14 protein-coding genes are annotated in these 13,958 nt (G+C 34.4%); 11 read left to right on the forward strand and 3 right to left on the reverse strand.

The window, feature by feature from the left end:
• Nucleotides 1-125: 125 nt before the first annotated feature.
• Nucleotides 126-554: a DUF4268 domain-containing protein gene (locus tag EG348_RS15040; RefSeq protein ID WP_123983812.1), complete on the reverse strand. Its 429-nt coding sequence runs from the start codon at nt 552-554 to the stop codon at nt 126-128.
• Nucleotides 555-696: 142 nt separating this feature from the next.
• Here EG348_RS15040 and EG348_RS15045 point away from each other — a divergent pair, with 142 nt between their 5' ends.
• The 6 genes from EG348_RS15045 (at nt 697) to EG348_RS15070 (ending at nt 5,418) form a co-directional block, all read left to right on the forward strand.
• Nucleotides 697-1,104: an RrF2 family transcriptional regulator gene (locus EG348_RS15045; RefSeq protein WP_123983813.1), complete on the forward strand. Its 408-nt coding sequence runs from the start codon at nt 697-699 to the stop codon at nt 1,102-1,104.
• Nucleotides 1,105-1,192: 88 nt separating this feature from the next.
• A complete protein-coding gene (locus EG348_RS15050) occupies nt 1,193-1,885 on the forward strand; it encodes a phosphoadenylyl-sulfate reductase (protein WP_123983814.1) in 693 nt (230 codons plus the stop codon).
• Nucleotides 1,886-1,906: 21 nt separating this feature from the next.
• Entirely contained in the window at nt 1,907-2,815 is a 909-nt protein-coding gene (gene cysD / locus EG348_RS15055; protein WP_123983815.1) for a sulfate adenylyltransferase subunit CysD, read from the forward strand.
• Nucleotides 2,816-2,907: 92 nt separating this feature from the next.
• Nucleotides 2,908-4,149, forward strand: coding sequence for a sulfate adenylyltransferase subunit 1 (locus tag EG348_RS15060; RefSeq protein ID WP_123983816.1), 1,242 nt, complete (start codon nt 2,908-2,910; stop codon nt 4,147-4,149).
• 1 nt (nt 4,150) lies between these two features.
• The gene (locus EG348_RS15065; RefSeq protein ID WP_123983817.1) at nt 4,151-5,038 is read left to right on the forward strand and encodes a sulfite exporter TauE/SafE family protein; all 888 of its coding nucleotides are present in this window, start codon (nt 4,151-4,153) and stop codon (nt 5,036-5,038) included.
• Between the two features lie 89 nt (nt 5,039-5,127).
• Nucleotides 5,128-5,418, forward strand: coding sequence for a putative quinol monooxygenase (locus EG348_RS15070; RefSeq protein ID WP_072412514.1), 291 nt, complete (start codon nt 5,128-5,130; stop codon nt 5,416-5,418).
• 211 nt (nt 5,419-5,629) lie between these two features.
• Here EG348_RS15070 and EG348_RS15075 read toward each other — a convergent pair whose 3' ends face one another.
• Complete coding sequence (locus tag EG348_RS15075) at nt 5,630-6,901, reverse strand: T9SS type A sorting domain-containing protein (RefSeq protein ID WP_123983818.1); 1,272 nt, start codon at nt 6,899-6,901, stop codon at nt 5,630-5,632.
• 230 nt (nt 6,902-7,131) lie between these two features.
• On the reverse strand, nt 7,132-7,932 hold the full coding sequence (locus tag EG348_RS15080; protein ID WP_123983819.1) for a T9SS-dependent choice-of-anchor J family protein: 801 nt from the start codon (nt 7,930-7,932) through the stop codon (nt 7,132-7,134).
• A gap of 94 nt (nt 7,933-8,026) precedes the next feature.
• On the opposite strand from EG348_RS15080, the gene EG348_RS15085 reads away from it, so the two are divergent.
• From EG348_RS15085 to EG348_RS15105, 5 genes are read left to right on the forward strand one after another with little or no spacing between them, the layout of a single operon-like run.
• Nucleotides 8,027-10,162: a TonB-dependent receptor plug domain-containing protein gene (locus EG348_RS15085; protein WP_123983820.1), complete on the forward strand. Its 2,136-nt coding sequence runs from the start codon at nt 8,027-8,029 to the stop codon at nt 10,160-10,162.
• Nucleotides 10,163-10,171: 9 nt separating this feature from the next.
• Nucleotides 10,172-11,257, forward strand: a complete 1,086-nt coding sequence (locus EG348_RS15090) for an HmuY family protein (protein ID WP_123983821.1) — start codon at nt 10,172-10,174, stop codon at nt 11,255-11,257.
• Between the two features lie 23 nt (nt 11,258-11,280).
• Nucleotides 11,281-12,159 (forward strand): hemin ABC transporter substrate-binding protein, encoded by an 879-nt coding sequence (locus tag EG348_RS15095; RefSeq protein WP_123983822.1) that lies wholly within the window; start codon nt 11,281-11,283, stop codon nt 12,157-12,159.
• Nucleotides 12,143-13,183, forward strand: a complete 1,041-nt coding sequence (locus EG348_RS15100) for a FecCD family ABC transporter permease (protein WP_123983823.1) — start codon at nt 12,143-12,145, stop codon at nt 13,181-13,183. The genes EG348_RS15095 and EG348_RS15100 overlap by 17 nt, the downstream gene beginning before the upstream one ends.
• Nucleotides 13,183-13,956 (forward strand): heme ABC transporter ATP-binding protein, encoded by a 774-nt coding sequence (locus EG348_RS15105; protein WP_123983824.1) that lies wholly within the window; start codon nt 13,183-13,185, stop codon nt 13,954-13,956. The genes EG348_RS15100 and EG348_RS15105 overlap by 1 nt, the downstream gene beginning before the upstream one ends.
• Nucleotides 13,957-13,958: the final 2 nt, after the last annotated feature.

The following is a 13,958-nucleotide window of genomic DNA, read 5'->3' on the forward strand; positions in this document are numbered from 1 at the left end:
ACTTTTCTGGACACAAAACGTATTATCCCAGAAAAACTTTCTTGAATAAGTATTTCAACAAAAATATAAAATATTCCGGCTAATAATCTTAGTAATAATTCAACTATAATAGTCATCCATTAACTCTAAACATCTTTTATAAAATCCTCATATTCATAATAAAACCTTTCAAAGCCATCCATTTTTTCTACAAAAAATTCAAAGATTTCCTGCCAGGTATTTTTATTGAAAACTGAAACGTTATGTTTTTCAACCCAGATTCTAGCAATTACTTTTCCATTATCTAATGTAAAATATTCTTCTTTTTGAAAATCTCCAATAAAATCTTTCAGAATGTCTTCCAAAGACCAAATTTTGTTATAATAGGCATTTCTAAAATCTTCATCTTTCATTTCTATATCTAAAGAAACTTCTGCTTTTCTAGTTTCTGCATTGAATTTGAATGAAAAATCCTTAACCTTGGTATTATACAACAGCCATTTTCTTGGAAATGATTTCCCAAAAGCCGTCCAAAAGTCTTTTTTTATTTGTTGTGCCTGTTGTTTACTGAACATGGAGCAAAAATAGGGATTTTGGATGGAAGTTGGAAGTCAGATGTTGGAAGTAGATAATTCAGTTTAAAGGCTTCCAGCAATCATCTTCCAACTTCCAACATCAATATTACACATCTCAAACTATTTTCTTATTTTTGCTGTAATGCTATCTAAAAAATCTCAATATGCTTTTAAGGCGCTTTCATATCTTGTAGAAAAAAGAAATGACGGCCCTGTTCTTATTTCCGAAATTGCGGAACGAAAAAAGATTCCATTAAAATTTCTGGAAAATATTTTGCTTGAATTAAAAAAAGCCGATGTCCTTGATAGTAAAAAAGGAAAAGGAGGCGGATATTTTTTACGGGAACATCCTGAAACAGTAAAACTTGCGAAAATCATTCGTTTGGTGAATGGTCCGATTGCGCTTTTACCTTGCGTAAGTTTAAATTTTTACGAAAAATGTGAAGACTGCAACGAAGATCACTGTAGTTTACATGATGTTTTGATTGAAGTTCGAGACGCTTCGCTTAAAATTTTAGAAGAAAAAAGTTTACTGGATTTGATCGATTGATCTGATCCATTTTTTTTGAATAATTAGTCTACTTATTTGGTAGGATAATTATTTTATTAGATATTTGCATGACTTCAAATGAATAAATATGATTTCAACAGAAGATGCAGATACACTAAAACAGCTTTCAGTAGAGGATGGATTGAAATTTATCTCAGAAAAATTCTCAGACGGAGTTGTTTTCTCAACATCGCTTGGTCAGGAAGATCAGGTGATCACGGATATAATTTTTAATCAAAAATTACCGATCAAAGTTTTCACTTTAGATACAGGAAGGCTTTTCTATGAACATTACGATCTACTTTCAAAAAACAATTCAAGATACAAGATCAAAACGGAAGTTTATTTTCCGGAAAGTTCTGATGTAGAAAAATATGTGAATGAAAAAGGAATCAATGCCTTCTATCATTCCATTGAAAATAGAAAAGAATGTTGTTTTATCCGAAAAGTAAAACCTTTGAATAGAGCATTGGAAGGGGCAAAAGTGTGGATCACTGGTCTTCGTTCGGAACAATCAGAAAATCGTGAAAATATGCCGATCATCGAATGGGATGAAGATCGTAAGTTGTACAAATACAATCCGTTAATTCACTGGACATATCAGGATGTTTTAGATTATTTAGAACAACATAAAGTTCAGGAATTGTCTTTACATAAAAAAGGATTTATCAGCGTTGGATGTCAACCTTGTACAAGAGCGATCGAAGAAGGAGAAGATCCTCGCACTGGACGTTGGTGGTGGGAAAGTTCACACAAAGAATGCGGTCTGCATACGCATTAATTTAAATTTTAAGTAGTAAAAATGAGTACACATAAACTAGACTATCTGGAACAGTTGGAAGCCGAAAGCATTTACATTATGCGCGAAATCGCTGCCCAGTTTGAAAAACCTGCTTTACTTTTCAGTGGCGGAAAAGATTCTATTACATTGGTTCATTTGGCGAAAAAGGCTTTTGCTCCGATGAAGATTCCGTTTCCGTTGGTTCATATCGACACGGGACATAATTTTCCGGAAGCATTACAGTTCAGAGATTATTTGGCAGAAAATATAGGCGCAGAATTAATTGTAAGAAAGGTTGAAGACACCATTAAAGCAAAGAATTTGACCGAGCCTAAAGGAAAATTTGCTTCCAGAAATTGGTTACAAACGCATACTTTATTAGATACGATTGAAGAGTTTCAGTTTGATGCCTGTATCGGAGGTGCGAGAAGAGATGAGGAAAAGGCCAGAGCAAAAGAACGTTTTTTCTCTGTTCGTGATGAATTTGGTCAATGGGATCCGAAATTACAACGTCCAGAATTATGGAATATCTACAACGGAAGAATCAATAAAGGTGAAAATGTACGAGTTTTCCCGATTTCCAACTGGACAGAACTTGATGTTTGGAGCTATCTTAAAAAAGAAAATATTCAACTTCCGCCGATTTATTTTGCGCATGATAGGGATGTAATTGAATATGAAGGACAATTAATTGCAGTTTCCGATTTTATTCAAATTGATGAAAATGATACAATTGTCAATAAAAGAGTTCGTTACAGAACCGTTGGCGATATGACATGTACTGCCGCAGTTGAAAGTTCAGCCGAAACTTTAGATGAGGTGGTGAAAGAAATTACTGCTTCCAAAATTTCCGAACGTGGCGAAACGAGAATTGATGATAAAGTAACAGAAGCTGCAATGGAAGACAGAAAAAAAGGAGGATATTTTTAACATAAATGATAGAATATAATTGATAAATGATTTTAGGTATGCGCAAAGAAGGAATGATTTATCATTGATCAATTATCATTAATAAAATAAATATGGATATATTAAGATTCATCACTGCGGGAAGTGTAGACGACGGCAAAAGTACGTTGATCGGAAGACTTTTGTACGACAGTAAAAATATATTGATTGACCAACTTGAAGCGTTGGAAAAACAATCAAAAAATAAAAACGAAAACGGAATTGATCTTGCGATTCTTACCGACGGTTTAAGAGCTGAAAGAGAGCAGGGAATTACGATTGACGTTGCTTACCGATATTTTTCGACTCCGAAAAGGAAATTCATTATTGCAGATGCGCCGGGACATATTCAGTATACAAGAAATATGATTACGGGAGCTTCAAACTCACAGTTGATCGTGATTTTGATTGATGCAAGACAAGGTGTGATTGAGCAAACAAGAAGACATTCAATCATTGCTTCATTGTTAAAGATGAAAAATGTGGTTGTTGCGATTAATAAAATGGATTTGGTAGAGTATTCCGAAGAAGTTTATAATGATATTAAAGCTCAATATCAATTGGTTGCTGAGAAATTGGGCTTACCGAACGTGAGTTATTTCCCAATCTCGGCTTTTAACGGTGATAATATTGTTGAAAAGTCTGATAAAACAGCTTGGTATAAAGGTTCCACGCTTCTTGATTTTCTTGAAAATGTTGAAGTTAATCAAAATAAAGACGTTGAAAAACCTAGATTTCAGGTGCAATATGTCATTCGTCCACAAACTGAAGAATTACATGATTATAGAGGGTATGCTGGACAGGTCATTTCTGGAATGTATAAAAAAGGCGATGAAATAACGGTTCTTCCTCAAAATATTCAAACCAAAATCTCAAAAATAGAAACAGGTGGAAAAGAAGTGGAATCTGTTTTCACCAATCAGCCTGCCGTTTTGCATATTGAAGATGATATTGATATCAGCCGAGGAGATTTTTTAGTAAAAACTGACGATCTTCCGAAAGTTGAAAATGAAATAGAAGCCGTTGTCTGCTGGCTCGATAAAAAAGAACTGAACGAAGGAAATAAATACTTCATTCAACATAAAAGCAAAGTTTTAAAAGCGATCATCAAAGAAATTGAATATAAAATTGATGTCAATACACTTGAAAAAACACCAATTAATGAAAGTATTAAACTAAATGAAGTGGTAAAAGTTCGCTTGAAAACGGCTTCACCATTGGTTTTTGATAGTTTTGAAGATAGTCGTGATACCGGAAACGCTGTTTTGATCGACGAGACAAGTAATTCAACGGTTGGAGCAGTAATGATTTTATAATATGGTAATTTCCAGGAAAGTTCAGATCAGGTTAAACGTCCTGTTGATAACCGCTGTAATAGTTGCTATTGCAGTTTTTTCCATGTATGAATTTGGTTACCTAGATGAACTTTTAACCATTTTAGAAAAGGATAATCATATTTTTTACTGGATGCTTTTAGTTGGTGTTGTGGCAGAAATTGTAGCCGGATCAATGGGGATGGGTTATGGCGTGATTTGTACGACGACTCTTTTATTTCTGAATATTCCGCCGCATATTGTGAGTGCAAGTATTCATTCTGCAGAAAGTTTTACAACAGCTGCGGGAAGTATAAGTCATTTTAAATTGAAGAATATAAGCGTAAGTTTGGTTAAAAAGTTAGCCATTCCTGCGATTATAGGAGCTGTTATCGGAGCTTTGAGTCTGACGTATGTGGGTGAATATTATTCAAAAATTACTAAAACCGTTATCGCTTTTTATACCTTATATCTTGGAATCCAGATTTTGTCAAATGCTTTTAAACCTAAACAGAATAAAGCTTTGAAAAGAAAAACCAACTTAACAAGATTAGGATTAATCGGTGGTTTTATAGATTCTTTTGCCGGTGGAGGATGGGGACCTTTGGTTACCGGAACTTTAATTAAAAATGCTTTTACGCCAAGATTTGCTGTTGGAAGTTCAACGGTGGCCAAATTTATTTTAACCATAACTGCTGCGATCACTTTCTTTTTTACATTAGGAATTCAACATTGGAATATTATTTTAGGTCTTTTGATTGGTGGGATTATCACAGCACCTTTTTCGGCGATGCTTACCGCGAAACTTCCGGTGAAAAAAATGTTCATTGTGATTGGAACTTTGGTGATTGTGATGAGTTTTATTACAATTTATAAATCTGTTTTCAGTTAAAAAAAACTGTTGATTGTGGAAAACTAAAATAGGTAAAAATGTATTTCAATTTTGAAAATACTTTACTTTTACACCATAAAAAACAGAACATGAATTTACACGTTGTTGCGCTTTTTAAGTTGAATGAAAATTACTTAATGGATGCGGTAGAATTATTTCAAACTTTGGTAAGAGAAACCAGAAAAGAAGAAGGTTGTCTGCAATATGATCTTGTTGAAGATAAAGACAATAAAGGAACTTTTCTAATGGTCGAATTATGGGAAAGCGAAGAACACTGGAGCCGTCATAACGGGCAGGATCACCTTTTGAATTTCAGAAAAGATATTTCTAAAATGCTGGAAAGCTCAACTCAGGTATATAGAGGACGCAAGATTTTGTAGCAGATTTGTAAAGATTTTTGCGGATAGTTTTAAAACTAATTTCTAATATCTAGCTTCTAATATCTAAATTAAAATAAATTTTAAAAGGCTGCTTACAATTTGTAGGCAGCCTTTTATTAGAAAAAATAGAAAGTATTAAAATTTTATTTTTGAAAGTGAATAGTGAATTCACTTTGTTGTCAATTTTTAAATTTCACAATTCACTTTTGCATTATTTTACAATCAGTTTTTTGGTTTCTGTGTTTCCTCCGAAAGTTATTTTCACAAGATAATTTCCTGCGGTAAGGTGAGAAAGATTCAAATCTTGCTTGTAGAAACCTGTCTGATTGGTTAATTCTGCCGTGTATACTTTTTTACCCGAAAGGTCGTATACTTCTACATTACCTTTATTATTCGCTTTTTCTTTAACATCGAATAAGACGGTAACGTGTTTATCAGCAGTTGTCGGGTTTGGATAAATACCGAATGAAGCTTTTTTATTAGCCATATCCGTAACTCCCAATGTTGAAGTGATATTTTTGTATTTGAAATACATATTACCAGTAGATTGACCTCCGTTTGAGACAAAATACATTCTGTAATAGTCATTTCCTTTTTTAATATAGTACACTACATCACTGTAAACTCCTGAAACAGGCTTCCATGAGTGACCGATTGATGTAATATTGCTTGAAAAATTAACTGCTGCAGGAGCCGTAAAAGTAGATGTTGCCTGAGTTTCCGGCTGTACTTTTGCAACTGTGATGCTCGGATTTTGGATAACTCCTGAAAGCGGATACATCATGATGTTATTATAGAAAGTATAATACTTTGTAAACATCAAATCCCAAGCATTTTTTGCAGGTTCCAGATTAGCTACTTTATCATTCGTTGTGAAAGAGAAATAGTTGAAAAAAGCATCGTCTGTTCCGTTTGCCAATGTTTTTGTTTGGGTAGCGTCCCAGGTTGTTCCGTTCCATTTAGAATATTTGAAAGTATAACCTCCAAAATAATCCTGAATGGCAAATTTTATATATGTGTTATTTGGATATTTTAAAACAAATATAATTGTTCCTTCAATGTGGTGATTTGCCCCATTGTACTGTCCCCATCCGTATGGAGCAGAGCCTTGCTCAAAAGCACCTTCCTGAATAGTAGTTGTATTATCCGGATTATAAAGTGGTTCTCCCCAAGTTGATAAATTAGCGATATTGATATTATCCCAGTCTGCAAGGTTGTTTGAAGCCTGATACACCATAATATCTTTAGCATCATTGATTCTTGTTCCGAAATTCATTGCCGAATTTCTAAAAAATGCCACATCCCATGAATTGGCAGGTTGAGAAACAATATTATTTCCGGGTAAACTAAAAAATACACGGTTCTGGTATCCTGAACCCATAGAAAGATCTACCTGTGTATATCCGTTAGCATCTGTTTGAGCCAACACGGTTTGTTGAACTGATAGAGCAAATAGAGAAGATAAAAGTAGTTTTGTTTTCATAATATCTTAATGTTTATTTTTCCTTATTTAGAATGATTCCACAAAACTATATAAATTATTTTAACTATTCTAAATAAAAACATGATATTTATCGTGTTTGCTCATTAATAAATATGAAAACTCATTTAATAATGATCTTTAACAACTTATTTTAATTTTTGTTCATAAAAAAAGCTGATCTATGAAATTCATAAATCAGCCATTTTAAATGTAAGTTAGTCTAATAAATCTTACTTTTTAATAAATTTTGATTTCACTACTGAACCTTCTGCAGTTTCAATAATGATATAGTAAACGCCTGTTTGAAGAGCGCTGATATCGAATGTTTGTCCTTTTAATTTACCTTCAGCTACTTTTTGGCTTCCGGCAGAATAAACCTGAATATTTTTAGGATCTTTCTTAGTTACAAACTGTAAAGCAGTGTTTTCAGCGTTTACAGCGAATTTGATTTCTTCTTTAGATTTTGCAGCATCAGAAACAGCTAGAGTAGAAGCGGTGTTGTAAACTACATTATCGATTTGAAGTGCTGTGTGAGCAGCAGTTGGAGTAAATTTAAAAACAATATATGTAGAAGAAGATGCAGGAACAGGAACTGTTACGTTCTGATACGTTTCACTTGTTAATGAAATTGGAGTTCCTAAAGATACAAATGTTGTCATATCTGTTGGGCTTGATGCCAAACCTACTTCAAGAGTTCCGTTACCTCCTGATCCTGTAGCTTTTGCAGCAACAAAAGTTAACGTTTTGTTTCCTGTTGGAGCAACGATCTGTGGAGCGATCAAATATGAAGGTGCACTTGTGTTGTTTCCAGAATATGCCTGAACTGCTTTATCAGTTGCATTGGTAACGATCATTAGTGGTCCGGGAGGAAATGGCAGAGGATTTGGCGCTATAACAGCTGTCCATCCGTTTTGAGGGAAAGTTGTACTTCCTGCAGTAAACCCGTCAAAGTTCTCATTAATAGTAGCTACTTGTGCATTAGCTGTCATAGCCGTAAGCATTAAAGTTCCAAAAAGTAGTCTTAATTTCATAACGTTATCTTTATTTAGAATTATTCTACAAAAGTAATAAATTATTTTTAATTGTTCTAAATAAAGCCCTATATTTGTCGAAAATTTTGCATCTATGAAGAAGAAAGTGCTTTCTATACTGTCTTTATCCACTGTTTTTTGGATGAGCGCACAGGAAAAAGATTCTCTTAATCAGAAAAAAATAGAAGAAGTTGTCATTACCGGACAATACATGCAGCAATCTATTAATAAATCTATCTATAAAGTTGAGGTTATTGATGCTGAACAGATTAAAAATATGGCAGTTACAACTGCAGCAGAAGTTTTAAATCAAAATCTTAATATATTAATTGAGCCAAGTAGCGGAAGTGGAGATTCTAATGCCAGTATCATGGGGCTTAGCGGCGCTTACACAAAAGTACTTATTGATAACATTCCGGTTGTAAACGACAGAGGAATGGGAAACCAGGTAGATCTTAGTAAAATCAATGTAAATAATATTGAACGTATCGAGATCGTGAAAGGTGCAATGGGTGTAGAATACGGGAATAATGCTGTTGCAGGTGTTATTAACATTATTACCAAGAAAAATTATTCTAAAAAATTCAATGCTACCCTTTCTTTACAGGAAGAAACGATAGGAAAAGATTACGATTGGTTCAAAAAAGGAAATGGACGACATGTTCAATCTTTAAACTTAGGATATAAATTATCCGAAAACTGGACCATCACAGCAGATATTAATCATAATGATTTCCAGGGATATAAGGGTAAATATAACGGGTACAAATATTTCACAGAAGGAAACGACGGAAACAGAGGTTATGAATGGTTACCAAAAGATCAAGTCACAGCCAACGCAGCGATACGTTACGCTAAAAATAATACAACTTTCTATTATAAGGTCAATTATCTGAACGAAGAAGTAAATTTCTACAATCAATTAATAGAAGATTTACCTTTAGGTGGAGGAAACAGAACGTATATTTCTAAAGACAAAGATTATTTTACAAACAGATGGATTCATCAGTTTAATATTCAGACGAAATTAGGGTCAAGAATCAACTATAACGGGGATTTCTCTTACCAGACCCAAGAAAGAAAGTCTCAGGATTATATTTATGATGTCCCAAACAGACAGGAGATTTCCAGAGCAGACAAATCTACTTATTTTGATTCTAAAGTGCTTTATTCAAGAGGGATGTTCAGTAATTTCCTTGATAGCGATAAAATAAACTTTCAGGTTGGTTACGAATTAGACAGGACTAGCGGTTTTGCTAATAACTCGGTTTTCGCAGGGAATACAAATCTTGACAATGTAAACAGAGCGATTTTTAATTATGCAAATTTCGTTTCAGCGGAATGGAGAGTTAATAATTGGTTCTCATTACGTCCGGGAGTAAGATTAGCTTTAAGTGATAAATTCGACAGCCAGTACAATTATTCATTAACTACAAGATTCAATACTACTGCAAATTCTGATCTTCGTGTTGTTTTTGGTTCTTCAAACAGATTTCCGACTTATGAGGAACTTTACACTTATGTAGTTGACAACAACCACGACATCAGAGGGAACGAAAATTTAAAGCCCGAAACAGGATATTCTCTAGGTGTATTCTGGGATTATAAAACGACAACGGCAAATTCTTGGAATTTCAATTTCAGTGCATCGGGAATGTATCTTGATGTGAAGGACAGAATCGAGGAGGTGATCATCAGCAACAGTCCTTTAAGATATACTTATTTAAATATAGATAAATACAGATCTCTGTTATTTGGAGGAGGAATTACTGCTAAAAAAGATCAATTATCTCTAAATGCAGGAGTTTCGGTAATGGGAATTTCTCAGGTTCTAAATGCCGGCGACATTGTATCTCCAAATGATTACAATTTTTATACAGAAGCAAATTTATCTGCAAACTATACTTTAGCCAAAACAAAAACATTATTTGCCCTTTATTACAAATATACTGGAGTCAGAAAACAATATGTTCAGGAAGCTTCATCCAATCTTGCAGCTGATCCGAAATTTATTTTAGGTGAGGTAGGAGATTTTAATATGATGAATTTTACTGTAACACAGCCTTTCTTTAATAATCATTTAGAATTAAGCTTAGGTATTAAAAATATTTTCGATGTGTCAACTGTAAGAAACTCGGTGATCAGTGGTAATGCACATAATGCAGGTGCAAATGATCAAAACCTTTTGTATGGAAGAAGTTATTTCGCACGATTAAATTATAATTTTTAAAATTTTAAAATGAAAAAAATACTATTTGGTCTTTTGATAGGAGCATCTTTTATTTCACAGTCTTGCATTAATGATAATGAAGATCCTGTTGCAGTGTCTCCGATAGAGGGTTCAATTGTAAGTCCGCTAGTAGGTGGTGCTACAGAGCCGAATCAGGTTTGGTTTGATCTGAGTGAAGGAAAAGAAGTTCTTACAAAAAGAACAGATTGGGATCTTGCATTTTATTCAGGAAGCAATTTCAAAGTAGTTTTGAATTCATCAATTATGATTGCTGCAGGAAAAATCCCGAGTGCTACCAATATCGATCAGGTTACAGAAGCTAGTGTGGCTACTTTGAAGACTCAGGTTCAGGTTGCGAATTTCAATCCTGCGAACGAAATTTATATTGATAATGTTAAAGGTAATTTCCCTACAGATTATACAGCGATCGAAGATGTAAAGGCTGTCGATTCTGAAAATGCTATCTACTTAGTAAACATGGGAAAAGAAATTTTCACAGGTGCCGTTCCGATAGGCTCTGTTTCAACAGGTGGTGACAGCAGAGGCTGGATGAAAGTTCAGGTTGTAAGATCCGGAGACGGCTACAAAGTAAAATATGCAGAAGTAGGCGCAACGACTCATAAGGAATTGATTATTGCAAAAAATGCAGCTTACAATTATAATTTTGTGAGTTTAAAGAATAATAAAGAAGTATTTATTCAGCCGGAAAAAAAGAAGTGGGATATCTGTTTTACTGTATTTACTAACATTATTACAGGTGCAGGAAGTTATATCTATGCAGATTTTGTAACTCACAATAATGTAGGTGGAGTTGGAGCATATGAGGTAGTAGTTACTTCGGGGTCAGGTGTAGAAGCTTACAATAATTTCAAATCTTCAAATATCGATCAGTCTAAATTTATTTATAACGATCAGAGAATAATAGGATCAAATTGGAGAAACCCTGTTGGTACAAACGGATTAGAAGTGTATGGTGATCGTTTCTATGTTATTAAAGATACAGATGGGTATTACTTTAAATTGAGATTTACAAGATTAACCGATAGTAAAACTGGTGAACGTGGTTTCCCGCAATTCGAATACAAACCCTTATAAAATAAATCAAATAATAGTATATCATGAAAAAATTCATTCTTGCAGCTTCTGTGCTTGTTGCAGTGTATTCTTGCAAAAAAGAAGAAGGTGCTAAAAAAGAAAATTCTACGGAAGTAAGTTCTGAAACTCCAAAATCTACTCATAAAATTGTTACTCTTAATGGAGGAATTACTGAAATCGTAAGCGCTCTGGGTCACGAAAAAGAAATCGTAGGAACTGATGTTACAAGTACTTACCCGGAATCTTTAAAGGCTACGGCTAAAGATCTAGGTCACGTAAGATCAATGACGATTGAGCCGATCATGGCGGTTTCTCCAACATTAATTTTAGCTTCAGATAAAGATATTAACCCAGATTTAATGGGTAAAATCAAGTCTTCAGGAATCAAAGCTGAAGTTTTTAAACAAGAATTTACAGTTGACGGAACTAAAAAATTGATCGCTGAGGTTGCAAAAGCAATCGGTAACACAGATTATCAAAAATTAAACGATAAAATCGATGCTGATTTAAAACAAGTTCAGCCTATCGCTAAAAAACCAAAAGTATTGTTCATCTACGCAAGAGGAAATATGTTGATGGTTTCAGGTACAAAAACTCCAATGGATGCATTGATAGGTTTTGCAGGTGGTGAAAATGCGGTGAAAGATTTCGAAGATTTCAAACCATTAACTCCGGAAGCGGTTGTTAAAGCTAATCCAGATGTATTATTCTTCTTCTCAAGCGGTTTACAAGGTGCCGGAGGAAACGAAGGTGCATTGAAAATGCCTGGTGTTTCTCAAACAAATGCGGGTAAAAACAAGAAGATTATTGCTATGGATGGAGGCCTGGTTTCAGGTTTCGGACCAAGATTAGGAGAGGCTGCTGTTGGATTAAACAAATTATTAATTGAAAACACAAAGTAAATTATACTTTTATCTTACTATAAGTACCATACTGCTGGTTATCATAGCAGTATGGTCACTTAATACAGGGGTTTACGACTTTGGAGGTAAATCCGCGTTTGAAGTTTTAGGAAAAGTAATACAAGGAGATTCGGGTTTATCATTAAGTGATAAATATGTAGTTTGGGACGTAAGAGCTGCCAGAATTATCATGGCGATTCTTATCGGAAGTATGCTCGCAGTTTCGGGAACGGGATTGCAGGGATTGTTTAAAAATCCTTTGGCGACGGGTGATTTGATAGGATTAACTTCGGGTGCGACATTGCTTGCTGCAATTGCTATCGTTTTAGGAGGGCATTTCAAACAATATCTTCCTGAAGCTGTACAATTTTCACTGGTGGGAATTTCGGCTTTTATAGGAGCTTTTTTATCAATGATGCTGGTGTACAGGATTTCGACAAGCGGAGGAAAGACAAATGTTGTCATGATGTTGTTGACCGGGGTTGCGATCACAGCAATCGGCTTTTCGATTACAGGTTTTTTGATCTATATTTCAAAAGACGACCAATTAAGAGATTTAACGTTCTGGAATTTAGGGAGTTTAGCCGCTGCAACATGGACGAAGAATATTATTTTGACAGTAGTTTTAATCATTTCCTACATCATTTTAATTCCAAAAGGAAAAGCATTAAATGCGATGATGTTAGGTGAAAAAGATGCACAGCATTTAGGAATTAACGTTGAAAGATTAAAGAAACAGATCATTATCATGACTGCATTAATGGTCGGAAGCTGCGTTGCATTTTCAGGAACGATTGGTTTTGTAGGTCTTATTGTACCTTATATTTTAAGACTTTTATTTAAATCAAATTACGCTTTCATTTTGCCGCTGTCAGCCATTTTCGGAAGTATTTTGCTGTTGACGGCAGATACTTTCAGCAGAAGTATTGTTGAGCCTTCAGAACTGCCGATCGGTATTTTGACGGCATTAATGGGAGGTCCGATTTTTATTGCAATTTTGGTTAAATTCAAAAAATCAATGTAATGATTAAAGCAAACCAAATTAATTATAAACATAAAGAATTCCATATTCTGGAGGGCGTCGACGTCTCTTTGGAATATGGGGAGTTCTTGGCAATTGTTGGTCCTAATGGAGCCGGAAAGTCAAGTTTATTAAGTGTTTTGGCGAATGAAGTAAAATCTGGTAAGCAAAATATTTTATTTAAAGATAAACCGATTACGGCTTGGGATATTAAAGAATTATCGAAGCATAAAGCCAAATTTTCTCAGCACAACAGCAATGACATTCCTTTGGAAGTGAAAGACGTTGTCATGATGGGACGTTACCCGTATTTCGATGCACAGCCAAGAAAAGAGGATCTTGAAGCAATGAATAATATGCTGTATGAAACAGATGTTTTTCATTTGAAAGACAGGGAGTACAACACTTTATCAGGCGGGGAAAAACAACGTGTTCATCTGTCAAGAGTATTGGCGCAACTGCAAAATGAAATTGCCCACAAATTACTTTTCTTAGACGAACCATTGAATAATTTAGATGTAAAACATCAATATAAAGCTTTAGAAATAATTAAAAAATTCACTCAAAAGGCTAATTCTGCCATTGTTGTTCTTCATGATTTAAATCTTGCAGCACAATATGCAGACAAAATATTATTAATGAAATCAGGAAGGGTAGCAGCATACGGAACACCGGAGGAAGTTTTCACTGCAAAAAATATCAGTGAAGCATACAATTTCCCATGTACTATTTGCGATCACCCGATTACCAATAACCCAATGATCATTTTTGGATAACC

This window comes from Chryseobacterium sp. G0201, from assembly GCF_003815655.1.
Classification (GTDB): Bacteria; Bacteroidota; Bacteroidia; order Flavobacteriales; family Weeksellaceae; genus Chryseobacterium.